Below are 26,985 nucleotides of genomic sequence, written 5' to 3'. Positions count from 1 at the left end.
GATGTTATATATGTATAAAATTGAAGTTGTCGAAAATGGTGTACAAGCTACTGATGCGATTGGAATGCTGCAAAGCCAGGGATTCAATAAGGAAAACATCTATATTTTCGCACATGACAAGGATCGCTCTGAGCACCTTTCTGACGCGACAGATACAGGCGAAGTCGGCATGAAGGAACAGGGCTTATTCGATTCTGTCGGAAATGTTTTCAAAAAGCGCGGAGATGAGCTTCGTTCCAAATTTGAATCTGTTGGGTTAACAACGGTAGAAGCAGAACAATATGAAAAAGTATTGGATGAAGGCAAGCTAGTTATTGTAGGTACAGATGAAGTAAAGTAAGCAAAAAAAGCGATGAACTTTTTCATCGCTTTTTTTGTGCCCTTAAAACATCCAAATCCATAACCCTATAAGCAGAACCGGGTACAGTACATACCACCATACTCTGGTTATTTTGACTTTTGACAGGATGAAAAATACAAGTTCAGGCAATACCATCAACCCTGCCTGAATCCAGATAAACGTATAAAAATGCTCCGGCGCTATTATGCCGTTCCCTGTCGACCAATCTCCGCTATTGAATAAAAAGTAAAAGAAATTCAGGAAAGGGAGAAGGATAGCGAAAAGAATGCGGCTGATATGAACAATCAGATCGGCAGGACGCTTGTTTTTATATAGTGGCGTAACCGGCATGATAAAACTATATAGAATCAGAACGAACCCAATAAAATTAACCAGCAGCTGATCAAATAAATACCCGAAAAAATACATAAATGTAATCATTATTACCCTCTCCTGTTCTTTTGTCTTTATTTTACAGAAAAGGCAAAGGGTTATATATGATAAATAAGCACTAGTTTTCTAACCCATAATCCGCTGGTAAATGGACTTCGCCTGCGCTAAATCCTTTGTGCCATGGATCAGGGCGCGTCCGTCTTTGAAAAGGACCATCCGCTGCTCCTCCATGTCGACGGAAAGCAGGTATGGATTGCCTTTCACCTGATAGCCGAGGGATTTCAGCTGCCGGGCGATTTCCGTGAACTCGATTTCCATTTCTTTCGGAGGGCGGATCTGAACGGTATCCCTTCCGCAGAGAACAGTGGATTTCATCATGTTTTCCGGCTGCAGGTAAGGATAGGTTCGTTCTTTTCCACAGGATAAGCAGCTTTCATCCTTTGCTTTTGACACCTTCATGCTTGTGTACTGGTTTCGCCATAAATCAAAGCTGACCATCGCGGTCCTTACTGCTTCCCAGTCCTCAGCCAGAATTTTCAGTGCCTCTGCCGACTGATGGGCAACGACCATTTGCACAGCAGGCGCAATAATCCCACCGGTGTCACAGGTCATCCCCTGGATTGGGATTTTTTTCAATAAACAATTCATGCATGGTGTTTTCCCTGGAAGGATGGTCATGCTCATGCCAAAGCTGCCGACACAGGCTCCATAAATCCACGGAATATTATATTTCTGGGAGATATCATTAATGGCCATTCTGGTTTCAAAGTTGTCAGTTGAATCAAGGATCAGATCCACCCCATCAGCAAGCTCCTCCAGCTTTTCGGGAGCAGCATCGCCAATAATTGAGCGGATCTCAACCTCGCTATTAATCTGTTTTAGCCGTTTTTCTGCAGCGGCCGCTTTCGGCATTTTTTCCGCGGCATCGCTTTCTGAAAAAAGCTGCTGGCGCTGCAGATTGCTTTCCTCGACATAATCGCGGTCAATGATCGTCAGTTTGCCGGCCCCGGAACGCACCATCAATTCCGCATTTCCCGAGCCAAGTGCGCCGGCACCGATGATCAGCACATGCTTAGAGCGGATTTTTTCCTGCCCCTCTTTTCCAATCGGCGCAAACAAGGTCTGGCGTGAATACCTTTCAGACAATAGGGCCCCTCCTCTCTATAAAAAGAAAAGCTGCATCACCCGCCGCTGACTGGAGGGATAAAAGCAACCGTATCTCCGTTCTGGATGACTTCTTCATCTGAAGCAAATTCTTCATTCACGGCTGCCATGACTGAATCAAGCATCAGCCCGAATTCTTCCTCAAGCAGCTGTTTCAGCTCAGCGATGGTTTTGCCGCTGACATCTCTTGTTACAGACTCTTCTCCAACACGGTCCCGCAAATGGGCAAAAAACATGATTTTATTCATTTAAATCCTCCGCCTCCGGTTTCCCTTTTGGATATGCCACTGTTTCCAGCTGATTTCCGATCCACTCTTCGCCGTCTTCCCAATGTTCCTTCTTCCAGATCGGCACAATTTCTTTAATTCTTTCAATTGCATAGCGGTTGGCTTCATAAGCATCGGCACGGTGTGGAGTGGAAACGGCAATGACCACCGCTACATCGGTAATATCCAGCTTGCCTGTGCGGTGGGTAATCGCCACTTCTGCCCCGTTCCAGCGTTCTTTTATCTCGGTTCCAATCTGCTCCAGTTTTTTCACAGCCATGGACTCGTATGCTTCATAGATTAAGTAAAGTGTTTTTTTGCCGTGAGTCAGCTCGCGGACGGTTCCAATGAAGGTCGTAATCGCTCCTGCTTCCCGCTGCACCACTTTATCGATCACACTTTGAATATCGATTGGTTCTTTTGAAATCTCAAAATTCATAGAATCACCTCATTTATAGAAAAAAACTTTTCTAGCCTTATTTGTTTCATTTTGACATAACCTGTGCCGGAAGTGAAATGGCTGATTGTTTAATTTGATTTTCCTTCCTCTTCAGCTGCCATTTTTAGTGCCTGCTGGTACTCATCCGGATGATTCATATTAAAAAAATAGGCATCCTTGGCTAGAAAACCTCTCTTTTTCAGTTCTTCATCTCTTAATATGGCAGTGTCTATTTTATTTAAAAATTCACGGATTCTTAATTGATTATTCATCAAAGCTTGTTCAGCCGCTTCTTTAGCCTCTTTTCGGTAAGCTGCAAACAGAGGATGAAGGCGGCCTTCCATTTCCGGTACAGCGGCCTGACGGCTGTTTAATTCTTCTAGAAGAATTCTCCCTAAATCCACAGATATGAAAGGCATATCACAGGCAACAATCAGATTTTTTTGGTTTGATGACGCTGACAGCCCTGCTTGAATTCCTGCAAGCGGACCTTTTTCTATCCATTTGTCACTGACTGCTGGAAGCCCAAGAAACCGGTATTCTTCCTGTTTATTCGCAACGACTATCACTTGGGATGTATAAGAAGCCAATGAATCTGCGATGCGTTCAATCACTGTTTTTCCGTGTATTTTTAGCAGAGCCTTATTCTCCCCCATACGGCTGGAATGCCCTCCTGCCAAAATAATGCCTGTTGTACTCATATTCTTCACCTGACTTTGTGTGATGTGGAACAGCCATTCTATCCTTATCGTTTTATTTTACCATCTAATCCAATGTGATTCTTTGATAAAGACCTGCCGGTTGTGCGGATAGCTATGGATCCCTCCTACTTTCTTCTTATCTCTATTCTGCTACCAATTACCTTTTTTAGAAAAACCTATAAACCGATGGAATTATTTTACATGCATTGCGCAGGTATAACCCTTCGGCTATTAGATAGAACTCCATATATTTCTATATACGGTAGGGAATACATTGAGTTTTAAAAAGATATCATCAGCCATTTTAACGTTCTTCTTAACTGCAAGCCTTTTGGCTTGCGAACCCAGCTTTGAGGCACCATTGGTCAGTGATCCCCTGCTTCATCCTGGCGGCACCAGCACAAAAAATATTAATGACTGGGGCAATAAAGCTGCGATTGGACAGAGTTTCTATAAAGCGAGCATCCTGTAGCGGAAATCAACGGACAAGATTAATAGGTTAAAAACAACAATTTATACGAAAAGAGCCTAATTAAAAGACTGACCCTGAGTTATTCTTCTTTGAGGAATAGCTCCTTTTTTGTTTCAATGATCTCTTTTGTATTTTTGAAAACAATAGCGGACAACCTTAATGCTGAGAAATCATCTAATCGGTCCGTTATAGTTTTTCCCTTTTTCAATTATTGTTATAATTAATAAAAGATATCAGCAAGGAGGAATTTAGGCATATGACAATGAAAAAAGTAATGACCATTGCAGGTTCGGATACGAGCGGCGGCGCTGGCATCCAGGCTGACCTTAAGACATTCCAGGAGCTTGGCGTTTACGGGATGACTGCGCTGACTACGATCGTGACGATGGATCCTAAAAATAACTGGAGCCACAACGTGTTCCCGATTTCTACAGATATTCTGGAAACACAGATCGAAACGATTATCTCGACAGGAATCGATGCCATGAAGACAGGCATGCTCGGTTCTGAAGAAGTGATCAAGATTGCCGCAAAGACCATTAAGGAAAATAGCCTGGATCACGTTATAATCGACCCGGTCATGGTCTGCAAGGGCGAAGATGAACCGATTCATCCTGAATTGAACGAAGCATTAAGAGATTTGCTTGTCCCGCTTGCAACAGTTGTAACACCAAACCTGTTTGAAGCATGGCAGCTGGCTAAAACCGGTCCGATCAAGACGGTTGAAGACATGAAGGAAGCAGCTGTTAAAATTCATGAACTTGGCGCGAAGTATGTATTAATCAAGGGCGGCAGCAAGCTTCAGCACGAAAAAGCCGTCGACCTTCTCTATGATGGACAAGAGTTCACTCTTTATGAGAGCGAACGCGTTGAAACGACTTACACTCATGGCGCAGGCTGCACCTACTCTTCTGCCATCACAGCAGAAATTGCCAAAGGCAAGCCTGTCAAAGTAGCGGTTCAAACCGCGAAGGACTTCATTACTGCCGCCATCAACCATGGCTTCAAGCTGAATGAATATGTTGGCCCGACCATGCCGGGTGCGTACCGCAAATATGGCGCAGGCCGTACTGAGTCAGAATAAGAATGAGGAACAGAGTCCGGATGGGCTCTGTTTTTTTGGGGCAATGGGCGGTTTAGCGGATAAAATGGGGTTCGCGGATATATTGATTTTTTCGCGAATAAAATCAAAATTTCGCGATTATATCTAATTCCTCGCTGAGATTACTTTTTCGCTTTTCGTTTCTTTTTTTAGTAAGATAAACAGAAAGATATCTTGAAAGGGGGACTATAGAGTGGAACCAGCAGTGAAGGAACATGTGCAAAAAGAGATCGACCGCCTTGCCAAGAAAGAGGTCTTTATTCATCTGGAAACAACGAATGGGGCGTATGCTTCCCATTTTGATGAAACCTTCTTTTCTTCAGGCGCCTACATCCGCAATGCCCAATTGGTTTATGAACACGGAAAAGTTACCGGCAAAGGCCCTTACCGGGTTGGATTGAAAATGAATTTTGGCTGGGTGTATGCTGAAGGAATTACCCACTTTGAAGTGGATGAAGATAACAGGCTCCTTTTAGCCGGCCATGATTTCAGCGGCAAGCTGGCAGTCGCCCTGCAAATTAGTGAAACTCCTTTTGAATAAGAGGACATGAAATGAAAGGAGCACGACCATGATGGAAAAGGAAAGACATGTACTCGTCATCTTCCCTCATCCGGATGATGAAGCATTTGGCGTATCAGGAACGATTTCCTTACATATCGATAATGGCACACCTGTCACCTACGCATGCCTGACGCTAGGAGAAATGGGGCGCAATATGGGTAATCCCCCTTTTGCCACCAGAGAAACCCTGCCGAAAATCCGCAAAGAAGAGCTGGAGGAAGCAGCCAGGGTTTTGGGTATCCAGGATTTAAGAATGCTGGGGTACCGGGATAAAACCGTGGAGTTTGAGGATGAAGAAAAGCTCGCGAACAGACTGGGAGTCATCATCGGTGAGACAAACCCTTCCCTCATCATCACGTTCTATCCGGGATACGCTGTGCACCCGGATCATGACGCAACAGGCGCTGCTGTGATCCGTGCGGTAAAAGAGCTGCCTGCTGACAAGCGTCCGAAGGTTCACTGTGTGGCATTCTCCAATAACTGTGAGGAAGAAATCGGCCAGGCTGATGTGGTCAATGATGTAAGTGCGGTTATCGACCGGAAAATCGCAGCCATTAAGGCGCATGCCTCCCAGACACAGCTGATGGCAGCGAACATGGAAGAAAGCATTAAAAATCAGGATCCGGAAGTACTGGCAAGAATGTATAAAGAGCGCTTTTGGACTTATAAAATATAAAAAATGTTAGAACAGGGAGCTGCTCATGCAGCTCCTTTCATTTTTGTGCTATCGGCGGGCCCCTTGCGGCATGTATAAAGAAAATGTAATGTGAGAAACTAGTTTAAATTAATCATCCATAGAGGGTGACTGTTCCGTGGACAATTACAAAAATGATAACACCGCAAGATATTATAAAGCTCATGTCAGCGTTTGGGGCACTTCTCAAATACATTTGAGAAACCCTTATATCATAGGCTGGTGGTCAGCCGCGTTTCCTGGTTTTGGACATTTGCTTTTGTCAAAATACCTAAGAGGCTATGCCTTATTTATTTGGGAAGTCCTAATAAATATAAAAGCAAATGTCAATTTAGCTATGGTTTACTCATTTCAAGGTAATATCGGTATGGCTAAAGAAATTTTAGACACGAGATGGCTTCTAATGTATATTCCTGTTTACTTCTTTGCTATATGGGATAGCTACCGCACAACTGTAGATATGAATAAGGTGTATATTTTAGCCAAAAACGAAGGACATCAAATCAATACTTTTAGTTTAGGACCACTGGAAATTAATTATCTTGATAAAAGAAATCCTATTATGCCCATAATGTGGTCTTTATTTGTACCCGGGCTCGGACAGCTCTATATACATAGAATTTTGACAGCGTTTTTTCTTATATTTTGGGTTGTTGTCTTCTTTTACTTTTCGCATGCACAACAAGCCGTGTCTCTCTTATTTCTTGGAAAAATCCAAGAGGCAACCTCAGTTTTAAATCCAGAGTGGCTATTATTTCTTCCATCCCACTATGGTTTTGCTACGTTTGATTCCTATATGAATACAGTCGAAAATAATAAACTTTATGAAGAGGAACAAAGAAGATATTTAATTAAAACTTTCCAGCCGGAAAGTTTCCGGATATTGAAAAGACAAAAAAGCGGAGTGATCAAAATGCAGTTATTTTCAACCTTTGAAAGTAACTCCTTTTTAGAAATGGCGATTTCAACACTTGAGAAAAATGGAATAAAAAAAGAGGATATTTATGCTCTTCCACTTTATAATCGAACCGAAGAACGTAAAGTGTTTGATTCTCTTCATCGCTCAGATGGTACGTCACTCGTCGATATAGGAATTTCGCTTGCCACAGCTTTTGCTGTAATTGGCGCAAGTATCGGATTTAAATTAGCATGGGGTCCAATATACTGGGGACTTATCAGTGCGTTCATCGGTTTTGTTTTAGGTTTCTCTATTAGAATATATACGGAGGTTATTTTAAAGAAAAAGAAACGAATACGAAGAGGAAAGCACTCTGAAATTATTCTCATTGTTAATTGTGAAGAACCTCAATCTGAGTTAATAAAGGAGATTCTTTTCAAACATTATGCATTTGGTGTTGCAGCAGTCAAATAAAATTGTAAATCACTGTTAAATAAGAAAAGAACAAAGAGAAAACAGGATGATGACCATAAGAAATAGGCAGCGGATTAGCTGCCTGCGTATTTGGGAATACTCTCCCCCGAAACGGGGCTCCATTTACTTGTTATTTTTCCATCATTTCCTTCAAATACTGAAGCTGGCTTCCGTCTTCCTGCTTCACAATATTCACGATAAAACGCTTCGTCAATCTGGCAACAAGCCCGCTGGTTTTGACGGTTGCTTCCATCTCCACCTGGGTTCCTTCTTCTATTTCATGAAAATCATATTTATATTCGGTGATCAGTCCATTGGCATTGCTGCGGGTGGTATAGGTTCTATCCTGTTCAAAATTAATGATTTCAACATCCGCGCTGATCTTTTTCCCTCTGACCATACGTGTTTCAACAAACTTTGTTCCTTTTCCGGTCTCACCCTCGGTCTGCTTTTCCACTTTCACGACAAACGGCATAAGTTCAGGGACATTTTCCATCTTAATCATATAATCAAATACTTCATGTACTGGTTTATTGATAATCTCACTCGAACGAAAATCAGCCATGCTTTGCACCTCAGAGTCATTAAGTCTATGACTCTATTATATAACAAAAAAGCAGGCCGGAGTAAAGGTGCGTCCCCTACAGCTTCTGGCGGTAAAGGGAGCAAAATTTGCACCAGTCCACAATAACGATTTTCCTGCCTGTGATTTCGATGATTCCTTCTTTTTTCAGCCTGGAAAAAACACGGCTGACACTTTCCCGGGATGTTCCAACAAGGGTGGAGAATTCCTGAACGGTTATGGGGAGCTCTAGATGCATCCGGTTGCAGTAGTTGGCGCCGAACTTTTCTGCGAGCCTTTCCAATGTCCGGACGGTTTTCGTATACACATCAAGCAGCGCAATATCCCTCATAATGGAGGTCATATCACGCAGAGATTCACTCATATAGCGGATAATCTGCACGGCCATTTCCGGCGAATACAGAAGCTCCTGCTCCAGTTCATCGGTATTCAGAAAAAAGATTTCACCATCCTGCACCATGGTACCTGTCGCAGGATACGTATGTCCCTCCTGGTTAAAAAGGTTGGCCTCAGCAAAAATCTCGCCCTTTTTCTTAATGCAGACAATCAGTTCATTTCCATGTTCATCCTGCTTCGTCAGCTTCACAATACCGGAGTGCACAAAGTAAACTCCTTTGGCAACCTCATATTCAGACATAATTCTTTCGCCTTTTAAATAAGCTTTCTTAATAATTCGATTATCGATCCGCTCTAGAGATTCAATGGGGAGCTCTTTAAAAATCTCAATCTTGCCTAAAAATTCGTTGATTAACGGCCTATGATCCTGCTTTTCATATTCCATTCCCATCCCCCGCTTTTACCATTCTTAAGAAATATTCTAGCTAAGTACGGACTGGGTTGAAGTGACTTACCTCACAAACTATCTTCTCATCCAGAATTATAGGACGCCGAAAAAATGAGTGATTACTCACTATACAAATAACTCGGGATTCATTTATGATAATTAGTGAGTGATTACTCACTTATAACAAAGGAGTGAACAAATGAATAGTCCAATCGTTTCCATTCAACATGTATCCAAAAATTACGGAAAGCAGCAAGTTCTAAAAGACATCAGCCTTGAAATTTATGAAGGTGAGATTTTCGGTCTGCTCGGCCCATCCGGAGCAGGCAAGACGACGCTTGTTAAACAGCTGGCAGGCCTGGAGGAACCAGCACAGGGTGAAAATTATATTTTCAGCGAAAAAATGCCCAGGCTGGACCTGATCAAACGAATCGGCTACATGGCCCAATCCGATGCTTTGTACACCGACTTAACAGCAAAGGAAAATCTGGATTTCTTTGCAGCGCTGTATGGGTTAAGCGGCAAAGAAAAAAGGCAGCGGATGAATGAGGTGATGGAATTGGTTTCATTAACAGACCACCTTCATAAAATGGTTACCGACTATTCAGGGGGAATGAAGAGAAGACTTTCCCTTGCCATTTCCCTTCTGCATAGTCCCGGTCTCCTCATTCTCGATGAACCTACTGTTGGAATTGATCCCGTCCTTAGAAAAAGCATCTGGGAATCTTTTAAAAACCTGAAGGAGAAAGGGACCACCATCCTGGTGACAACTCATGTCATGGATGAAGCAGGAAAGTGCGACAGGCTGGGCATGATTAGAGACGGACAGCTCATTGCAGCCGGGACACCCGAAGAATTAATGCAGCAAGCAGGCGCGGCCACTATTGAAGATGCCTTTCTGGCATATGGAGGTGCTTGATATGAGGATTACAGCACTGGTTATTCGAATACTGCGCCAGATTGTAAGAGATAAACGGACGATGGCTCTGTTGATCCTTGCTCCGATCCTGGTCATGAGCATGCTTCATCTTGTGTTTAACGGAGAAGAATATACGCCAAAAGTCGGCCTCGTGGATCTGCCTGAAAAAATAGAGACTCAGCTTAACCTGGAACATGCTAAACTCGAACACTATCAAACAGAGAAGCTCGCGAAAAAGGACTTATCAGCCAAGAAGCTGGATGCTTATCTGGTGTTTGATCAAATGCCGCCGTCAGTGGTTCTCGAAGGCAGTGATCCAAGTGTAAACGGAGCTGTGATGAGATGGGTTCAGGGTGCATTGAAGTCACTGCAGCCAAATGGCGGGAATCAGGAAGTAAAAGCCGATTATTTATTCGGCTCCGGGGACATGGGTCAGTTTGATTATTTCGGGCCGGTTCTGCTTGGATTCTTTGTCTTTTTCTTTGTTTTCCTGATTGCCGGGGTATCCTTTTTAAGGGAACGGACCACCGGAACACTCGAACGGCTTTTGACCAGCCCGCTCAGGAAGTGGGAAATTGTTGCCGGGTATATCATGGGATTTGGAATTTTCACGATGATCCAGGCAGCCATCATCGCCTGGTATGCGATCTATGTACTCGGCATGCTGATGGAAGGCTCTTTTGGCTATGTCCTTCTGATCACACTGCTCCTATCGCTGACAGCATTGACTCTGGGAATCCTGCTGTCTTCGTTTGCCAACAATGAGCTGCAGATGATTCAATTCATTCCCATTATAGTGGTTCCGCAGATCTTTTTCTCGGGGCTTTTCAATCTTGAGACCATTTCAGAGTGGCTCAGCTGGGTCGGCCCTTTCACACCTTTATATTACGCGGCTGAAGCATTACGAAATGTAATGGTGAGAGGCTTTGGATGGGATATGATTTATAAAGATCTGCTGATGCTGCTCGCTTTCTCCCTGCTCTTTATGGTTCTGAATATCGCTGCTCTAAGAAGGTACCGGAAAATATAAAATTTCTTTTTATAATTTCATTCCTTTATAATAAAACTATAGATTTTGCACGTATAAAGGAGTTTACCATGCCAGAGAAGGATTCCATTTTAGAAGAGTTATTTCATGAAGAAGAAAAGCTTACGGAGAAGCAGAAGAAAATTATCATGGCTGCGATTGAATCGTTTTCTGAAAAAGGCTATGCAGCCACTTCGACAAGCGAAATCGCCAAAAAGGCAGGAGTAGCCGAAGGAACCATCTTCAGGCACTATAAAACAAAAAAAGATTTGCTGATGGGGATCGTTTCGCCGATGATGGCAAAGCTGATTGCTCCATTTGTCATTAAAGACTTATATAAAGTCATCAATCATGAATATGAACACTTTGAAGATTTTTTAAGAGCCATGATGGAGAACCGGATTGAGTTCCTTAAAAACAATATGCCTCTTATCAAGATCCTGATCCAGGAAATTCCGTTCCACCCCGAACTCAAAGAACAGTTTAAAGAGCATATTGCCATGAAAGTATTCGATCGTTTTGCCAGTTTGGCTGAATACTATCAGAAAAAAGGGCAGATTATTGATATCCCGCCCTACAGTGCTGTCCGAATGACCTTTACAACCATATTCGGCTTTCTTATCGCCAGGTATTTAATTTTGCCTGAAGCCGACTGGGATGATGAAAAAGAAATCGAGCTGACCATTCAATTCATCATGCATGGACTTTCAGCTAAAAACTGAAACCTGGCACTGCTGCCAGGCTTCTTATATTTCCGAAAGCTGAAGTTGATAAAGCTTGTCATCCTTCTCAAGCGGATTGCCTCGTCCGTCTGTATTGTTGCTGATAAAATAAAGCATATCCCCTTCAATGAAGACATCGCGGATCCTGCCTAAATTAGACACAACCTTCCTGACATTCTTCGTTTCCAGATCAAACTCCAGAACGGCACTTCCTCTTAAGGCGGCGGTGTAAAGCTTGCCCTTATAATAGGCCATCCCGGACGGAGCCCAGGTTTCGTCATCACCTGAGGTAAACAGCGGTGATTCCATGCCTTCTTTCTTCTCGGTCCCTTTTATGACGGGCCAGCCGTAATTTTTTCCTGGAAAGATCTTATTGATTTCATCATTGGCAGATGGGCCGTGCTCACTTTCATACAAAGTCCCATCCTCAGCCCAGGCAAGCCCCTGCGGATTGCGGTGGCCGTAGCTATAGACATAAGAGCCGCTGAATGGATTATCCGCAGGTACGCTGCCGTCCAGATTCATTCTTAGGATCTTTCCTCCGAGGGAATTCACATCCTGGGCAATTTCAGGATCGGCCGCAGCATCGCCTGCAGTCGCATAAAGCTTTCCATCAGGGCCTATTTCAAGCCGGCCGCCATGATGGTACTGACCGCTTGGAATTTTATCAAGCAAAAGCTTTTCCTCTTTCCAAGTCCCATCCTGATGCTTGAGAATGACAATTCGGTTAAACTGTCCTGAGGTGTTTTCGTAGGTGTAATAGGCATACGCTTCGTTTGATTGTGAAAAATCAGGTGCCGGCACAAAGCCGAGCAAGCCGGCTTCAGAAGCTGTTGAAAGCTTTTTTGCAAGCTCCACCTTCTGGCGTTCTTTTTTGCCGTCTTCGACTTTCACAATGCTTCCTTGTCTTTCCGTCATGTAAAAGGTTTCGCCCGTTTTGGCAATGGACCAGGGAATATCGAGCTCATCTGCCAGTATTTCCGGCTCAGCACCGCCAGGAAGGCTGGCCTCCTGATCCTCGATTTGCTTCCCGTTATCGCCTGCACCTGAACACCCCGCCAGCAGACCCAAGACGAGCAGCCCTAAACCTAACACCTTTTTCATCCAGCCTTTAGCCTCCCTTGAAATTTACTTCAGGACTTCCCAGATTGCCTTGGCAACACCGCTTTCTTCATTTGCGGATGTTACCACATCGCATTGTGCTTTAATGATGTCATCGGCATTTCCCATGGCAACTGATCTTCCTGCGCGTTTGAACATGGACAAATCATTATAATTATCGCCAATGGCCATGGTTTCCAAAAGTGAGATTCCTTTTTCTTTTACAAATGCTTCAAGGGCAATTCCCTTTTGGGCGTTCACACTTGTCAGCTCCAGATTTTCATCCCCTGATGAACTTACGGCCATGCCTTCAAGCTTCAGCAGCTCTTCTTTCGCGGAAACAAGAAAATCCGGTTCAAACGAGAAGGCCAGCAGCTTGTAAATTTGATGCTCGTCACTGTTGAAAAGCTCATCATAGCTGTTCACTTTATGGACAAGCCCTTTTGTAAAGCGCTCTTCCGCCGCTTTGGTCACTTCATCAATATCCGCTTCCGGATTTCCGCTTAAAAAGATGTCGACAATAATGGATACGCCGCGGTCTTCATCAATGGTATATGTACCCTGGTTGGTGTATACCTCGAAATAAACATTGTTCTGCACAAGGATATAGGCTGCTTTTTTGGCCAGGTCCTTATCGAGCGGGCTGGAGGATACGACCTTCCCGTCCGAGGCTCTTACTTCTGCCCCATTTGCGCAAATGATCGGGCAGGAAATGCCGGCTTCATCGAGGACAAAGCTTGCTTCGAAATAGGAGCGCCCGGTCGCGATGACCACTTCGACTCCTTTTTCCTGTGCGGCCTTAATGGCTTCTAAATTTTCAGGCGTAATTTTCTGTGTGGCGGTTAAAAGCGTTCCGTCCATATCACTGGCAATGCATTTGATCATTAGATTCACCTTCTGGCTGTAGTATTTTACTGAAAAACTTATTTGCCATTCTATCATGTTCTAAGGGTTATTTTAAATAATTGCTCTTCTTAGCCTACATACTTACTCCCTTCCCTGATGCTCAATTTTGCAAGTGTGTTTGATTCAATAAACCTTTTTACTGACTCTGGATTTGTTTTCGAGTATTCCCTGAGAGCCCAGCCGATAGCTTTTTGGATGAAGAATTCTTTACTGTCATTGTTTAGGAGGATGCAGCGGTATAGCAGCTCTTCGTCTGTGCTGGCTTTGTATTTCAGCTGAAATAGAATAGCAGTTCTGCGGAGCCACATGTTTTCGCTGGTCGCCCATCCCTCTATTTTTCCGGGGATGATTTCCGGGCTTTTGGCCGCGATGGCGCCCACTGCATGTGCGGCAAGCATGTCAACAGTATCCCACCAGGATTTTGATGTAATCAGCTTTTCGACTAATGCCAGATGATTTTTGTCCAGCTTCCTGGTGAATTTCCCTATGTAGTCAAGGGCGGCAGCCTGGTATTCACGCTCCTCCATGTCCCATAAGGCCTCCACAAATGCCGGATTAAACGCCTGCTTCAGCAGGCCTGTTTGATTGAAGTATTCCTTTAACAGGGCTCTTCTTTCAGGTGCCTTGATTCCCAGGAAGGAAAAGCGGTTTTTCATATAGTTTTGCATGGGGATCGCTTTTTCTGTGTCCCGGTTTTCTTCAAAAAGCTCGGTTAATAATTGGATATCCATATGAGCACTCCTTTTTACATCAAAACGGGTTTATGTCATCCTGTTAAGGGTAAGGTACAGAAGAGATTTGTTGCTTTCTCCGTTTTCGGACAGCTTTTCCCTCTTCTATTTAATCCCATTTTACCTGCATTTTACAAATCCCAATGAATGATTAGACAGAAAAGAAGGCCAAAATACAAATGTGATTCACATATTTAGGGGGAATTTTATTGAATGATAAATCCGGCAGTATAAACAGTGTATTTTGGGTATCAGCCGTAGTTATAACTTTCTTAGTATTACTGGGGGCACTGGCTCCTGATCTGTTCGCCAGTGCTGCAACAAAAGCTTTCAATTTTACTACATACGCATTTGGCTGGTTTTACTTAATTTCGGTCTTGTTTTTTGTCTTATTCTGCATCTATCTGGCTATCAGCAAATATGGCCGTCTCAAGCTTGGGAATGATGAAGATAAAGCGGATTATCCATTTTTCACATGGATTGGAATGTTATTCAGTGCAGGGTTTGGGATTGGATTGGTGTTCTGGGGAATTGCCGAGCCGATGAGCCATTATTTCACTCCGCCAAGGGAAGGCATGGATCCTTTAACAGCAGAAGCCGCCCGCGAGGCGATGGGCTACTCGTTTTTCCACTGGGGAGTCAGCCAATGGTCCGTGTTTACGATCGTGGGACTGGCCATGGGGTATTTCCAATTCAGGAGGAGAGAAAACGGACTGATCTCTACCACTTTAACTCCTTTGTTCAGCAGGAAAAAAGATCCTGTCCTGCTGAAAAAGGTCATTGATATCCTGGCTGTTATTGCAACAGTCATGGGGGTTGCGACCTCGCTTGGACTGGGCATTCTGCAGATTAACGGCGGGCTTGACGCAGTATTTGGCATAGAGCAGAGCACTATGCCTCAAATTCTGATTATTGCGGTAATGACTTCTTTGTTTCTGCTGTCCTCATCGACAGGTCTTGATAAAGGAATTAAATACTTGAGCAACATCAATCTCGGACTGGCACTGGCTTTGATGATTTTTGTACTGGTTACCGGCCCGACTGTGTTTATTTTAAATACTTTTACACTTGGAATCGGCGACTATATCTCAAATTTTATTAAGTTAAGCCTGCGCTTGACCCCCTACAAGGGAGGCACATGGATCCGCGACTGGACGATTTTTTACTGGGCATGGGCCATTGCCTGGTCCCCTTTTGTCGGAGCCTTTATTGCCCGTGTTTCCCGGGGGAGAACGATTCGCGAATTTGTTGTCGGCGTCCTGATTGTTCCTCCATTAATCGCACTTGTGTGGATTGCCGTATTTGGCGGCACAGCGCTGCACTTTGATTTATTCGGCGGCACACAGATTGCAGAGGCCGTTAACAATGATGTGACTTCTGCGCTGTTCCAGACCTATAACCAATTGCCTTTCAGCTTCTTGGTTTCAGTGCTGTCCATTCTGCTGATTTTGACATTCTTAATTACATCAGCGGACTCGGCAACGTATATCCTGGGCGTTATGACCGCTAACGGCACCCTGAACCCTCCGCTTTTCCCGCGGATTGTCTGGGGCTTGCTAATGGGAGCCATTGCCGCAGTCCTGCTGTTAAGCAGCGGACTCGAGGGCCTGCAGACAGCCTCGCTGGTATCAGCGCTTCCATTCACCATTATCCTGATTTTTATGTGCATATCGCTATTGAAAATGCTGCGCAGGGAAACGATACCTGTCAGGCAGAAAAAATAATTGGGCAGACCTCTGGGAGGGGGTCTGTTTTTTTGTTTTTGTTGGCGGAGGTAGCTGGCGGTTCGGACACTGGGGCACGGAATTATTTTTTTGTGTCTGAAGCTGGGCTGGGTTCTGACTCTGGAGCGCCGATTTTCGCTTTTTGTGTCCGAAGTTGATCCGGGTTCCGACTCTGGAGCGCCCATTTTCTCTTTTTGTGTCCGGACGTCGTTCCAGGGATTCGATCTATTCCACCATCACAAACTGCCCCACAACCTCTTCTCCATCTTCCATCCTCAAAGTCTCCTGAACCTCAAGCTGATAATCCCGATACACTTTTTCCCAAAAGCGGACGGCAGGCTTGTTTCGGTTTAATTGCTCGATATAGAAGGTGCCCTTATAGTCACTAAAAAGCAGTCCCACAGCTGCCTGACCCACACTTTTCCCCCTGAACGAGTTGTACAGGAAAAAGTCATTGATGCAGTAGTCTGCTTTTGTTAAAAAAGGGGCCCTCAGAAGCAGCAGGAACCCTGCCAGTTTGCCATCAGACTTAATAAGATAAGGTTCAATGCCTTCCTTGTCCCAGATCAATGAAAATGCATCAAATTCGAAGGTGCCTTCATCATTTACATGCAATCCATCTGTGTATTTTGTTAAATCATGCAGATAGAATGCATACATGTTTCTTACTATGTCCCGATCCGCGATTGCGGCTTTCACTATTTTTACGTCCATATCCCAATCCCCTTTTCAATATTTACTCTCCAAATTTAAATGGCTTAGAGCATTTTAGGCAAGAATTATTTCAGAAAAGAAGGAATAAACTGAATTTTACAGAAAATATATTAGGTTCGAGAAAAAATTTTTAGGGGGTTGCAGCATGAGGGTACTGGTATCTTTCTTTAACCGTATTATGCAGCGGTACTTGCCGGATCCATTTTTATTTGTCATTATCCTAACTTTTGCGGTTTTTGGATTAGGCTTGATTTTTACAGATAATGGGCCTTACCAGATGGTTCAGCATTGGGGAAATGGGTTTTGGGGCCTTTTGACTTTTTCCATGCAGATGGTGCTGGTATTAGTCACAGGGCATGTATTAGCCAGCAGCAATATTTTTAAAAAGGGATTAGGCGCCCTGGCATCATTGGCCAAATCACCCGGCCAGGCCATCCTGATTGTGTCATTTGTGTCGATGGCTGCAAGCTTAATTAACTGGGGTTTCGGTCTTGTGATTGGCGCCCTGTTTGCAAAAGAACTTGCTAAAAAGGTGAAAAATGTGGATTATCGCCTTTTGATTGCAAGCGCTTACGGAGGATTCGTTGTCTGGCACGGGGGGATTTCCGGCTCGATTCCATTGACGATTGCTACGCCGGGCCACTTCTCTGAGGATATGATTGGCGTCATTTCTACTGACCAGACGATTTTCGCCGGCTTCAATATCTTTATTGTTGCCGCCCTATTATTGGTTTTGCCTTTTGTAAACCGCTTTATGATGCCATCAAAAGAGGAAACAATTGTGGTTGATCCTGCTCTTCTTCAGGAAGACATTCAGGCAGCTGCACTCGAAAAAGAAGCGATGACACCTGCTGAACGCCTGGAAAACAGCCGTATCATTTCCTTGCTTGCCGGGATTCTTGGACTTGCGTTCTTATTTTATTATTTCGCTTCAAAGGGCTTTAATCTTAATCTTGATATCGTGAACTTCCTGTTTCTGTTCCTGGGCATTCTTTTTCATGGAACACCTAAACAGTTCCTCGAAGCCGTCCTGAATGCGGTAAAAGGAGCAAGCGGCATCATTATCCAGTTCCCGTTTTATGCCGGAATCATGGGGATGATGACCGCATCAGGGCTTGCTGCGGTGATGTCCGAAGCGTTTGTCAGCATTTCGAATGACTACACGTTCCATTTCTTCACGTTTTTAAGTGCGGGACTTGTGAACTTCTTCGTTCCTTCAGGAGGAGGACAGTGGGCTGTTCAGGCTCCGATTATGCTTGAAGCGGCTCAGTCAATGGGGGCTTCTATCCCCAAAACGGCCATGGCGGTCGCATGGGGTGATGCCTGGACCAACTTAATCCAGCCTTTCTGGGCGCTGCCGGCACTCGCCATTGCGGGGTTAAAAGCGAAAGACATCATGGGATTCTGCGTCCTGACTCTTCTGGTCAGCGGCGTGATCATTTCAATGGGATTTTTATTTTTCTAAATGGAAAAGAGCATGGCACCTGCCATGCTCTTCTATTATGAACAGCAGCCTCATCGGGAGGCTTATTTTTATGACATTCCATTTTGATGATCATTTTTCATGTTATGCATATAAGACTCCGTGCAGGCTCTCTCTGAATCAGATACATGCTTTTCATTTTCCCCAGGATCATAGTCGTCAATTCCATGCCTTTTATGCCACCAGTCCACAAACATTCCTGTTCCCAGCAATACTGCACAAAAGCCAAGCAAATATAGAATCATTTTGATCACCTCTATATAGTATATTAATTTTTCAGAAAATATTGATATATTAACCAAGCCTATTTTTTACACTTTTACCGTCTCCGGCAATTCCTGATAGCCCTCCTGATAAATGCGGCTGATGATCGATTCGATTGCAGGCTCTTCCACTGTCAGATCTTTGATATTATGTGTTTCGGTAATTTGCGCAATCAGTCCTGAAGCTGACACATCATCCCGGTTAAACCGGATCCAGAAGCGGCTTGCTTCTTCTCTAAACACCTCACCGCCCTTAAGCTTCAGGCTGTGTGATGATTCCTCCAGATCAACGATGAGTGTCCTCATTTTGCCGAAACGCTCTTTGACGACTGCAATCTCCCCGTCATATACCTTCTGCCCATGGTCGATGAGGATCATCCGCTCACAGAGCTTTTCGATATCCTCCATATCATGGGTGGTTAAAATGACGGTTATGCTGCGCTCCTTATTAATCTCTTTGATAAAAGTCCTCATCTTTTCCTTTGCGACAACATCCAGGCCAATGGTCGGCTCATCCAGAAACAGGATGGGCGGGTCATGCAGCAGGGACGCGGCAATATCAGCCCTCATCCTTTGCCCTAAGGACAACTGGCGGACCGGTGTATTCAGAAATCCATCCAGCCCCAATATCCCGGTGAAGGTGTCCATGTTTTCCTTATACCGTTTATCCGGGACCTGATAGATTTCCTTCAGCAGTTCAAACGATTCAATAGTAGGAAGATCCCACCAGAGCTGTGTTCTCTAGCCGAAAACCACTCCGATATTCTTGGCATTTTCCTGTCTGTTTTCATAGGGAATGATGCCGTTCACCTTCACACTTCCTGAAGTTGGGACCAGAATGCCCGTCAGCATTTTGATGGTGGTGGACTTTCCGGCGCCATTCGGCCCGATATAGCCGACCATTTCCCCTTCATTGATTGAAAAGCTGATGTCTTTTACAGCTTCTTTTTTAATATGCTCTCTTTTTACTAGACTCTTCACAGCGCCCAGGAAGCCTGTCTCCCGCTTGGCGATCATAAAATCCTTCATTAAATGTTCAACCTCTATAACCGGCATTTCCAGTCCTCCTATGAACCTGTACTTTTATATCGCTTTAAACCCAGCATCCAGATCGAATAAGCGATGAAAAAAAAGACGATGCCGACAAGCGGCGAGTAATACCCGATATTCTCCGGGAAAAAGGGTGTTTCTTTTTCAAGGAGCACAGCCGCGGGAAAATAGTTCACAAAGCCGAATGGGATCACAAAAGCTGTAATCCATTGGACAGCTTTCGGATAAATGACCAGAGGATAATTCGTCAGATTTCGGGCCGGAAACATGGCACCCAGTAAAATTGCTCCGATTTCGTCGTCCAGAAAGCGAGGGCAGAAATCATGACGAGCAGGCCGCCCTGGATAAGGATGCCTCCAGCCACGGATAACAGCAGAAACAAACTTTTCCCAATTGTCCAATCCAGCTGCAGCTCAAAGCTGACCCAAATAAAAATGCCGATGCTGAAAAGGAACTGTCCAAATGCGCCAACATCAAATTTCATTGCCATGAAATGAAAAAATGGATTAATCGGCCTGACAAGGAAGCGGTCAAACGTGCCATTTAAAATGTAGGTGTCCAGCCCCCTGAAGTGGAAAAAGAGAATGATGCAGAACCCCCAGGATAAAACAGCGACTGCAAATAGAAACAGCATCTCGTAAAAGGTCCATGAGCCGAGTTCCTGAAACTGATAAAGCATGATCCACATCGTGACAGCGGTGCCTGTATAGGATGTTATGAGGCCGACAATCCTCATGACAAAAGCAAACCGGTACTGCAGCTGGGCCCTCACCCCTGCGGAGATGAGCTTGAAATACAAATCGAAATATTTTACAACACTCACACTTTATCCCCCCTGCACCACTACTTTTTGGGATGCGCGATTCCAGACAAACCTTAACAGCAGATAACTGGCCACAGCCCAGAATAATTGGACACCCAGGGAAAGCAGGATCTCACTTCCTGAGATTTTGCCTATAAAAATCGCATTTGGTATGTAATAGATTCCCTGAAACGGCAGGTAAAGAGCCATCGTTTCCAGCCAGCCCGGGAAAAACCACAGCGGGATGACGGATCCGGACAGAAGGGACATCGCGAAGTAAAAGACATCGACAATGCCGCCCGTTTCAACGAGGAAAAAGGAAAGCAGCCCGAAGGACATTTCAATGCAATAGCGGATCAGGAATCCTATAAAAGCGGATACGATAAATAACGCCCAAGTTTCCCATCCTGAAGGCAATGTCAGATCCATAAAAATGAACATGACCGTATATAAAGGGAGCAGTGCTGTCAGTATGTAAAAGGCCACACTGCCAAAGTCGGCAAAAAGGTAGCGGAGCGGCACATCAAACGGTCTCATTAATTCCAGGGAAATATCGCCTGTCCGGACCTTCTCCTGGATTTCCCACAGCGGGGTGCCCGCCCCATTTACCCCCGTTAAAAACTGGCTGACCACAATATACGTCAGCATGGACTCAAAGCTGACACCGCCTGCTTCTTCCCTTCCGGCATATAAAGCAGTCCATATCGAACCCCACATCAGCAGAAAAATGAGGTTTGAGCCGAGCCGAGACCATACATCAAACCGATAAACGGCTGATCGCAGAAAGGCCTTTTTTGTGAAGGTCCAATATAACCGAAACCTGAACATTCCTACACCTGCTTTTTGATTTTTTTGATTATTTCATATTTTAACATAATATAGGAGGCAATAAATCAGAAGTTTAAAAAGAAGGGAAACGGTGGAATTTAAGAGAAAGGGTTGGCTTTTTCATGGGCAATGAATTAAAATAACATGTGGTTTATAAATATAAGAAAAAGGTGAATAAATTGATTGACGCATCCAGAAAGAAGCATTCTTCTTCCGATCTGATAAAATTTCTCATACCGTCCTTAATTGGAATCAGCTTATTCATGGTTCCGATCAAATATCAGGGGGATATTACGATTCCCATCGCTATTTTTTCAGGATGGATCCAAAACTTGCTTACAGATTATCTTCCTGAAATTATGACCTTTATTATAGTTATTACATTCTTGGGTACATTGCTGGCGAAGCTCGCCAAGCTTGCTTTTATTGAGAATAGCTCTTTTTTCAAGAACTTATTTGATGTTCCCTGCATCTGGGCTGCAGCGAGATTTATCGGCGCTGTTTTTGCGGTTATCACACTATTTCAAATAGGGCCTGAACAGATCTGGTCTGAAAACACAGGAGGACTTCTCTTAAATGACCTCCTGCCGATCCTGTTCTCGGTCTTTTTATTTGCAGGTCTTTTCCTGCCTTTGCTATTGAATTTCGGATTACTTGAATTCTTTGGCTCGCTTTTAACGAAAATCATGCGTCCGGTTTTCAGGCTGCCTGGAAGGTCCTCTATTGACTGTGTAGCTTCCTGGCTTGGCGATGGCACGATTGGTGTTCTTCTGACCAGCAAGCAGTATGAAGAAGGCTATTATACGAAAAGGGAAGCGGCCATTATCGGCACAACCTTTTCTGTCGTATCCATTACCTTCAGCCTTGTGGTGATCTCACAGGTGAATCTTGGCCATATGTTCGTGCCTTTTTATCTGACCATCACAGCGGCAGGATTCATTTGCGCCATTATCAGCCCGAGAATCTGGCCTCTGTCCAGAAAGCCTGATACGTATTATAACGGCCAGGAAGCGGAGCTTGATGAGAGCATTCCTGAAGGACACACTCCATTCAGCTGGGGGCTTAAGCAGGCTTTAGATAAAGCACGCACCAATCAAAGCTTGAAAGCCTTCTTCCAGGATGGCGCCAAGAACATTCTGGATATGTGGATGGGTGTTGCCCCAATTGTCATGGCTTTGGGAACATTGGCTCTGATCGTTGCCGAATACACGCCAGTTTTCACGTATCTGGGAATGCCGTTCATTCCATTGCTTGAATTGATGCAGGTGCCGGAAGCAAGAGCTGCTTCTGAAACACTTGTGGTCGGATTTGCCGATATGTTCCTGCCATCCGTGATCGGGGCAAGCATTGAAAGCGAGATGACCCGCTTTATTGTCGCTGCAGTATCTGTTACCCAGCTGATTTATATGTCAGAGGTCGGCGGACTTCTGCTGGGCTCCAAGATACCTGTATCCTTCTGGGATCTTGTTATTATCTTTATACAGCGAACACTGATTACATTGCCGGTGATTGTGCTGGCTGCGCATCTTCTTTTTTAACATACGAAAAGAGGTATCCATATGCGGGATACCTCTTTTGTATTGTTAAAAGCATTGAAAAGAACGAATTCTCCTCAAGTCTGTTCCGTAATACGTCCAGTGCCAGTTTCTCCAGCGCCAGCCTGCAACAGAGGTCCTGCCGACAAAGGTCGGGTAGAACCAGAAGCTGTTTCCGTTTTGCAGCCATATAAAGGTATTACGGAATAAGCAGCCTCTTATGGCACCGGGATCAACAGCGAATGTGCTGACCTGCTGCATTTGAGGGGTGAAGTTTGGCGGCGGAGCTGATGGCGGTCCATCCTGTCCTCCAGGGCCTCCTCCACCGCCCGGGAATCCTGGCGGCTGTCCCGGCGGCCCAAATCCTCCACCCGGTCCTCCCGGTGGCGGTCCTGGTGGTCCGAAGCCTCCTCCTGGCCCTCCTGGCGGAAATCCCGGGATGCCGAAGCCTCCTCCTGACCCGCCGCCTGGAAATCCAGGAATGCCAAATCCTCCTCCTGATCCTCCGCCTGGAAAAATGCGTCCATGTTCATTTTGCTCATACATATATGGATAAAACGGATAGTTCATATAATCCATTTTGATACTCCTTTCAGGATTTAGACTTTCTCTGCAATCAGCAGCAATTCAGAGCGGACCTGCTCTTTAATCCGGTCAACCACTGAAAAGTCCATGCTGTTGACATAGATTTTTTCCAGCGTGTCCCGCTGGGTTTTTGCCCGTGCCAGATAAGATACGGCTTCAGTCATTTTATTTTTATAACGGGTGCTGATATCCTTAAGCTGTTCAGCGTAAATTTCATCTGTGCCTGAGTTGATCGTTATTTCATACATATCTACAATTTCATCGCCATCACGATTCGGAAAATATTCATGCGGAGCTGTGCTGTCAAAGATAGCGAGGCCCAGCTCGCGCACAATGAGCATATCCAGGCTGTGCGGATCAAACCCGCAATGATAGATCTCAATATCAAATCCACGGCTTTCAGCTTCTTTTGCCAGTTTCTTCAGCATGGTGGACTTGCCGGAACCCGGACGCCCTTTTATGAAGTATCTTTTTTGAATATCCTCTGTAAGATTCGGCACAAAATCCACCGCTCCGATCGGAGTGGCTGCCCCTAAATAACGATGCTTTACACATGGAGTCTTATTTAGTTTCATATTTCCATAGAAGGTGGAAATCAGCTTTTTCGTCAGTTCATCTGCCTTCTGGAAATTCATATTTTCTATATAGATTTTTTCCCACTCATCATGAATCCTCAGTGCTTCGGCAAACGTGTCATAAGCCGTTGCAAAGGAATTGCTTATCTGGCCCGACAGTACGGTAATTTCTTCTTTACATGCAGCCAGTGCCCTTGAATCCCAGGCTTCGCCAAGATTAATATATTCTTCGACCGCGCCTGGTGCTTTCGGTTCGATTACATGCGGCGCTGTACCATCGACAATGCCTGCTTTTAAAGAAGGAATGATGACGCCATCGAGCGATTGACTGTCAGATGAGCAATAAATGTATTCCAGGTCATAGCCTTTTTCAGACAGTTCCTTCCCGATTGCTTTCATCAGGGATGATTTTCCTGTTCCCGGTCCGCCTTTCAAAATATAAAGGCGATCAAGCCCTGCCAGGTTCGATTCGAATAAATTGTGGAATCCCCGGGCTGTATTCCCGCCGGCGAAGTATTTTAATATTTTCCCAGCCACTCCTACACTTCCTTTCGAAATGCATTTTCACCTTACAGTATGCAAAAGGAGCGGGATGGGTGAGTGCCTATGAAAAAAAGAGTTCTGAATCATGGTGATTCAGAACTCTTGCTTTAATTATTTGATTAAATCCGCAAGCTTTGCTCCAATGGCCTTCTGCAGGTCGTCCACCTTGAGCTCCATCTGCATGCCGATTTTGCCGCCGCTGACTATGATCAGCTCAAGCCCTTGTGCCTTTGCGTCGATGAAAGAGGGATATTGCTTTTTCATTCCGACCGGGGAGCAGCCACCGCGTATGTAGCCGGTGAGCTTCTGGATATCTTTGACTGGGATCATTTCCACTTTTTTTTCGCCGGCAGCTTTCGCGGCTTTTTTCAGGTCGAGCTCTTCTGTCACAGGAATGATGAACACGAAGACCTGCTTTGTGACGCCCTGGGCGACTAATGTTTTATAGACAGCTTTAGGGTCTTTGCCGATTTTTTCTGCAACCGAAACACCATCAATCTTCCCGTCCTGGCTTTCATATGTAATCAATTCATACTCGACCTTTTGAGCATCGAGCATACGCATCGCATTTGTTTTACCCTTTGCCATTGCCTGCGCCTCCAGTGGTTATTTTCCTCATTTTAGCATTTTTGGCCAGTTTCAAAAAGGGAGAGGCAAAAGAATAGCAGGATTCCCCAAAAGAGAATCCTGCTAATAGAAATTATTTCAATCGGTACACACGGGCTTCATATGGCTTAAGCGTAAATGAATCCATATCACCATGTTTTTCAACCGGATAGTTATTCAATAAAAGCTGTTCATAGGAAAGCTTATCATCTGCTTCAAAAGAGGCTTCCTCTGTTGAAAGGTTTGTAATCACAACTACCTTGTCATCATCAGATGTACGGGTATAGGCATAGATTTGCTGGTCGTCTTCAAGAAGCAAATCATATTGGCCATAAGTGAAGACTTCATTTTCTTTTTTCAACCGAATCATCCTTTTATAGAAAGAAAGGATGGAGTCCCCGTCCTGCGACTGGATCTCCACATTGATCTCCTTATAGTTCGGATTCACCTTCATCCAAGGCTGGGCTTTAGTGAATCCTGCATTTTCTTTAGAGGACCACTGCATTGGCGTACGGCTGTTATCACGGGAAGAAGCCCAGATGATGTCCATGATGTCCTGATGGGACATGCCTTCCTCTTTCTTCAGGCGGTACAGGTTCTTCACTGCTACGTCATCATAGTCGTCAATGGAAGGGAATTGGACATTAGTCATACCGATTTCCTGTCCCTGATAAATAAACGGCGTTCCCTGCATCAGGAAGTACATCGCACCCATAGCTGTTGCGCTTTGCTGCCAGTATTCCTTATCATTTCCCCATGTGGAAACGACACGCGGCTTATCGTGGTTCTCGATGAATAACGCGTTCCACCCATCCGCTTCCAGGCCTTTCTGCCAGCGGGTCAAAACTTTTTTCAGCTCGACAATATCCACCTCAGGGTTTGTTTCCGCGTCCCAAAGACCAAGGTGCTCAAATTGGAAAATCATATCCATCTTACCCTGCTCTTCACCGACCCAAAGGTCCGCTTCATCCACGGTAACACCGTTTGCCTCGCCGACTGTCATCACATCATAGTTCGCATAGGTGCGGTCTTTAAATTCCTTTAAGTACTCGTGAATGCCTTCCTGGTTCATATGCATATCGAAGGAAGATACATACTTTTTCTTCTTTGGGTTCGGCATATCAGGCAGGCCGGCACGCTTTTTGATATGGCTGATGGCATCAATCCGGAAGCCGTCGATTCCCTTATCCAGCCACCAGTTCACCGTATCATATAATGCCTCGCGGACCTCTTTATTTTCCCAGTTCAAATCAGGCTGCTTGGTCGAAAAAACATGAAGATAATACTGCTCCGTCTTCTCATCGTATTCCCATGCCGATCCGCCGAAAATACTTTCCCAGTTATTTGGCTCCTTGCCATTCTTTCCGTCTCTCCAAATATACCAGTCCCTTTTCGGGTTCTCTTTGGACTCACGGGACTCAATAAACCACGGATGCTCATCACTTGTATGGTTCAGCACAAGATCCAGAATCAGCTTCATATCGCGCTTATGGACCTCATCCATAAGCTGATTGAAATCCTCCATCGAACCGAAATCCTCCATGATATCCTGGTAGTCTGAAATATCGTATCCATTATCATCATTAGGGGATTTGTACATTGGGCAAATCCAGATGACATCAATGCCTAACCCTTTAATATAATCCAGCCGCTGAATAATTCCCTGAAGATCGCCAATTCCATCTCCGTTTGAATCCTGGAAACTGCGGGGATAAATTTGATATCCAACTGCTTCTTTCCACCATACCTTTTTCATGTTAACACCCTCATTATATATAAATTTCTTTTCTATAATTTCTGTTTGGTGCGCAAACGTTTGCATTAAGCGCCATAAAAAAAGCTGCCTGCTTAATGCATGTGCATACTACTACAGTAAGTGTAACGCTTACAATTCAATTTTTCAATACCATAATTAAATTAGGATTTATAGAAAAAGAAAACTCGCATATTAACGGGTTTTCTCTGTTTTTGAAGGTTTCTTATTTAAGTAAAGCACCCG

At 44.5% G+C, this 26,985-nt stretch carries 30 protein-coding genes and 2 pseudogenes; 12 read left to right on the top strand and 20 right to left on the bottom strand.

Features of this window, described 5'->3' with window-relative positions; genetic code table 11:
* The first annotated feature begins 10 nt into the window (after positions 1–10).
* The gene (locus BFI01S_RS14950; RefSeq protein WP_061793333.1) at positions 11–340 is read left to right on the top strand and encodes a YflT domain-containing protein; all 330 of its coding nucleotides are present in this window, start codon (positions 11–13) and stop codon (positions 338–340) included.
* 42 nt (positions 341–382) lie between these two features.
* Here BFI01S_RS14950 and BFI01S_RS14945 read toward each other — a convergent pair whose 3' ends face one another.
* The 5 genes from BFI01S_RS14945 to mobA form a co-directional block, all read right to left on the bottom strand.
* Positions 383–781, bottom strand: a complete 399-nt coding sequence (locus BFI01S_RS14945) for a hypothetical protein (protein WP_061793330.1) — start codon at positions 779–781, stop codon at positions 383–385.
* Between the two features lie 78 nt (positions 782–859).
* Positions 860–1,879 carry a thiazole biosynthesis adenylyltransferase ThiF gene (locus BFI01S_RS14940; RefSeq protein WP_061793329.1) on the bottom strand — a complete coding sequence of 340 codons (1,020 nt, stop codon included), beginning with the start codon at positions 1,877–1,879 and terminating at the stop codon, positions 860–862.
* 35 nt (positions 1,880–1,914) lie between these two features.
* The gene (gene moaD / locus BFI01S_RS14935; RefSeq protein ID WP_061793328.1) at positions 1,915–2,145 is read right to left on the bottom strand and encodes a molybdopterin converting factor subunit 1; all 231 of its coding nucleotides are present in this window, start codon (positions 2,143–2,145) and stop codon (positions 1,915–1,917) included.
* Positions 2,138–2,602, bottom strand: a complete 465-nt coding sequence (locus BFI01S_RS14930; protein ID WP_061793327.1) for a molybdenum cofactor biosynthesis protein MoaE — start codon at positions 2,600–2,602, stop codon at positions 2,138–2,140. Before BFI01S_RS14930 ends, moaD begins: the two co-directional genes overlap by 8 nt.
* A gap of 89 nt (positions 2,603–2,691) precedes the next feature.
* Positions 2,692–3,303 carry a molybdenum cofactor guanylyltransferase gene (gene mobA / locus BFI01S_RS14925; RefSeq protein ID WP_061793326.1) on the bottom strand — a complete coding sequence of 204 codons (612 nt, stop codon included), beginning with the start codon at positions 3,301–3,303 and terminating at the stop codon, positions 2,692–2,694.
* A 274-nt stretch (positions 3,304–3,577) separates the two neighbouring features.
* Here mobA and BFI01S_RS14920 point away from each other — a divergent pair, with 274 nt between their 5' ends.
* The 5 genes and pseudogenes from BFI01S_RS14920 to BFI01S_RS23770 form a co-directional block, all read left to right on the top strand.
* Positions 3,578–3,775, top strand: a complete 198-nt coding sequence (locus tag BFI01S_RS14920) for a hypothetical protein (RefSeq protein WP_061793325.1) — start codon at positions 3,578–3,580, stop codon at positions 3,773–3,775.
* Between the two features lie 256 nt (positions 3,776–4,031).
* Positions 4,032–4,859 carry a pyridoxine/pyridoxal/pyridoxamine kinase gene (pdxK, locus tag BFI01S_RS14915; RefSeq protein WP_061793324.1) on the top strand — a complete coding sequence of 276 codons (828 nt, stop codon included), beginning with the start codon at positions 4,032–4,034 and terminating at the stop codon, positions 4,857–4,859.
* A gap of 211 nt (positions 4,860–5,070) precedes the next feature.
* On the top strand, positions 5,071–5,418 hold the full coding sequence (locus BFI01S_RS14910; RefSeq protein ID WP_061793323.1) for a YojF family protein: 348 nt from the start codon (positions 5,071–5,073) through the stop codon (positions 5,416–5,418).
* A 31-nt stretch (positions 5,419–5,449) separates the two neighbouring features.
* Entirely contained in the window at positions 5,450–6,115 is a 666-nt protein-coding gene (gene bshB2, locus BFI01S_RS14905; RefSeq protein WP_061793332.1) for a bacillithiol biosynthesis deacetylase BshB2, read from the top strand.
* Positions 6,116–6,251: 136 nt separating this feature from the next.
* Positions 6,252–7,031: pseudogene (locus tag BFI01S_RS23770) on the top strand (hypothetical protein); the annotation flags it as partial.
* 604 nt (positions 7,032–7,635) lie between these two features.
* On the opposite strand, the gene BFI01S_RS14895 reads toward BFI01S_RS23770, so the two are convergent.
* Both BFI01S_RS14895 and BFI01S_RS14890 read right to left on the bottom strand, forming a co-directional pair.
* Positions 7,636–8,070 carry an SRPBCC family protein gene (locus BFI01S_RS14895; protein ID WP_061793322.1) on the bottom strand — a complete coding sequence of 145 codons (435 nt, stop codon included), beginning with the start codon at positions 8,068–8,070 and terminating at the stop codon, positions 7,636–7,638.
* A gap of 76 nt (positions 8,071–8,146) precedes the next feature.
* Positions 8,147–8,869 (bottom strand): Crp/Fnr family transcriptional regulator, encoded by a 723-nt coding sequence (locus tag BFI01S_RS14890; protein ID WP_061793321.1) that lies wholly within the window; start codon positions 8,867–8,869, stop codon positions 8,147–8,149.
* 202 nt (positions 8,870–9,071) lie between these two features.
* Between BFI01S_RS14890 and BFI01S_RS14885 the strand changes: the two genes are divergently transcribed.
* The 3 genes from BFI01S_RS14885 to BFI01S_RS14875 all read left to right on the top strand — a co-directional run bounded on the left by BFI01S_RS14885 (position 9,072) and on the right by BFI01S_RS14875 (position 11,540).
* Complete coding sequence (locus BFI01S_RS14885; protein WP_061793320.1) at positions 9,072–9,791, top strand: ABC transporter ATP-binding protein; 720 nt, start codon at positions 9,072–9,074, stop codon at positions 9,789–9,791.
* A gap of 1 nt (position 9,792) precedes the next feature.
* Positions 9,793–10,821 (top strand): ABC transporter permease, encoded by a 1,029-nt coding sequence (locus BFI01S_RS14880; RefSeq protein ID WP_061793319.1) that lies wholly within the window; start codon positions 9,793–9,795, stop codon positions 10,819–10,821.
* A 68-nt stretch (positions 10,822–10,889) separates the two neighbouring features.
* Positions 10,890–11,540, top strand: a complete 651-nt coding sequence (locus BFI01S_RS14875) for a TetR/AcrR family transcriptional regulator (RefSeq protein WP_061793318.1) — start codon at positions 10,890–10,892, stop codon at positions 11,538–11,540.
* 24 nt (positions 11,541–11,564) lie between these two features.
* Here BFI01S_RS14875 and BFI01S_RS14870 read toward each other — a convergent pair whose 3' ends face one another.
* The 3 genes from BFI01S_RS14870 to BFI01S_RS14860 all read right to left on the bottom strand — a co-directional run bounded on the left by BFI01S_RS14870 (position 11,565) and on the right by BFI01S_RS14860 (position 14,278).
* Positions 11,565–12,644 (bottom strand): PQQ-dependent sugar dehydrogenase, encoded by a 1,080-nt coding sequence (locus BFI01S_RS14870; protein ID WP_061793317.1) that lies wholly within the window; start codon positions 12,642–12,644, stop codon positions 11,565–11,567.
* Positions 12,645–12,668: 24 nt separating this feature from the next.
* Complete coding sequence (locus BFI01S_RS14865) at positions 12,669–13,526, bottom strand: Cof-type HAD-IIB family hydrolase (protein ID WP_061793316.1); 858 nt, start codon at positions 13,524–13,526, stop codon at positions 12,669–12,671.
* Positions 13,527–13,615: 89 nt separating this feature from the next.
* A complete protein-coding gene (locus tag BFI01S_RS14860) occupies positions 13,616–14,278 on the bottom strand; it encodes a DNA alkylation repair protein (protein WP_061793315.1) in 663 nt (220 codons plus the stop codon).
* A 209-nt stretch (positions 14,279–14,487) separates the two neighbouring features.
* Between BFI01S_RS14860 and BFI01S_RS14855 the strand changes: the two genes are divergently transcribed.
* Positions 14,488–16,002, top strand: a complete 1,515-nt coding sequence (locus BFI01S_RS14855; protein ID WP_061793314.1) for a BCCT family transporter — start codon at positions 14,488–14,490, stop codon at positions 16,000–16,002.
* Between the two features lie 225 nt (positions 16,003–16,227).
* On the opposite strand, the gene BFI01S_RS14850 is transcribed toward BFI01S_RS14855, so the two are convergent.
* Positions 16,228–16,716 carry a GNAT family N-acetyltransferase gene (locus BFI01S_RS14850; RefSeq protein ID WP_061793313.1) on the bottom strand — a complete coding sequence of 163 codons (489 nt, stop codon included), beginning with the start codon at positions 16,714–16,716 and terminating at the stop codon, positions 16,228–16,230.
* A 145-nt stretch (positions 16,717–16,861) separates the two neighbouring features.
* Between BFI01S_RS14850 and BFI01S_RS14845 the strand changes: the two genes are divergently transcribed.
* Positions 16,862–18,181, top strand: coding sequence for a short-chain fatty acid transporter (locus BFI01S_RS14845; protein ID WP_061793312.1), 1,320 nt, complete (start codon positions 16,862–16,864; stop codon positions 18,179–18,181).
* A gap of 68 nt (positions 18,182–18,249) precedes the next feature.
* Here BFI01S_RS14845 and BFI01S_RS14840 read toward each other — a convergent pair whose 3' ends face one another.
* The 5 genes and pseudogenes from BFI01S_RS14840 to BFI01S_RS14825 all read right to left on the bottom strand — a co-directional run bounded on the left by BFI01S_RS14840 (position 18,250) and on the right by BFI01S_RS14825 (position 21,142).
* Positions 18,250–18,444 carry a hypothetical protein gene (locus BFI01S_RS14840; protein WP_061793311.1) on the bottom strand — a complete coding sequence of 65 codons (195 nt, stop codon included), beginning with the start codon at positions 18,442–18,444 and terminating at the stop codon, positions 18,250–18,252.
* Positions 18,445–18,510: 66 nt separating this feature from the next.
* Positions 18,511–19,518: pseudogene (locus BFI01S_RS14835) on the bottom strand (ABC transporter ATP-binding protein).
* An 11-nt stretch (positions 19,519–19,529) separates the two neighbouring features.
* On the bottom strand, positions 19,530–19,781 hold the full coding sequence (locus BFI01S_RS24390) for an ABC-2 family transporter protein (RefSeq protein ID WP_268875336.1): 252 nt from the start codon (positions 19,779–19,781) through the stop codon (positions 19,530–19,532).
* Positions 19,760–20,335, bottom strand: coding sequence for an ABC-2 family transporter protein (locus BFI01S_RS24385; RefSeq protein ID WP_268875335.1), 576 nt, complete (start codon positions 20,333–20,335; stop codon positions 19,760–19,762). The genes BFI01S_RS24390 and BFI01S_RS24385 overlap by 22 nt, the downstream gene beginning before the upstream one ends.
* 3 nt (positions 20,336–20,338) lie before the next feature.
* Positions 20,339–21,142 carry an ABC transporter permease gene (locus tag BFI01S_RS14825; protein ID WP_061793310.1) on the bottom strand — a complete coding sequence of 268 codons (804 nt, stop codon included), beginning with the start codon at positions 21,140–21,142 and terminating at the stop codon, positions 20,339–20,341.
* A 182-nt stretch (positions 21,143–21,324) separates the two neighbouring features.
* On the opposite strand from BFI01S_RS14825, the gene BFI01S_RS14820 reads away from it, so the two are divergent.
* Positions 21,325–22,680, top strand: coding sequence for a YjiH family protein (locus tag BFI01S_RS14820; protein WP_061793331.1), 1,356 nt, complete (start codon positions 21,325–21,327; stop codon positions 22,678–22,680).
* Positions 22,681–22,725: 45 nt separating this feature from the next.
* On the opposite strand, the gene BFI01S_RS14815 is transcribed toward BFI01S_RS14820, so the two are convergent.
* The 4 genes from BFI01S_RS14815 to BFI01S_RS14800 all read right to left on the bottom strand — a co-directional run bounded on the left by BFI01S_RS14815 (position 22,726) and on the right by BFI01S_RS14800 (position 26,742).
* Positions 22,726–23,256, bottom strand: a complete 531-nt coding sequence (locus tag BFI01S_RS14815; protein ID WP_061793309.1) for a hypothetical protein — start codon at positions 23,254–23,256, stop codon at positions 22,726–22,728.
* A gap of 20 nt (positions 23,257–23,276) precedes the next feature.
* Entirely contained in the window at positions 23,277–24,374 is a 1,098-nt protein-coding gene (locus BFI01S_RS14810; protein ID WP_061793308.1) for a PRK06851 family protein, read from the bottom strand.
* Positions 24,375–24,491: 117 nt separating this feature from the next.
* Positions 24,492–24,968: a Cys-tRNA(Pro) deacylase gene (ybaK, locus tag BFI01S_RS14805; protein ID WP_061793307.1), complete on the bottom strand. Its 477-nt coding sequence runs from the start codon at positions 24,966–24,968 to the stop codon at positions 24,492–24,494.
* A 112-nt stretch (positions 24,969–25,080) separates the two neighbouring features.
* The gene (locus tag BFI01S_RS14800; protein ID WP_061793306.1) at positions 25,081–26,742 is read right to left on the bottom strand and encodes a glycoside hydrolase family 13 protein; all 1,662 of its coding nucleotides are present in this window, start codon (positions 26,740–26,742) and stop codon (positions 25,081–25,083) included.
* Positions 26,743–26,985: the final 243 nt, after the last annotated feature.

This window comes from Cytobacillus firmus NBRC 15306 (assembly GCF_001591465.1).
Taxonomy (GTDB): Bacteria; Bacillota; Bacilli; order Bacillales; family Cytobacillaceae; genus Cytobacillus; species Cytobacillus firmus.
Note: the sequence above shows the minus strand (reverse complement) of the source record. Positions and strands in the feature narration are given on the sequence as shown.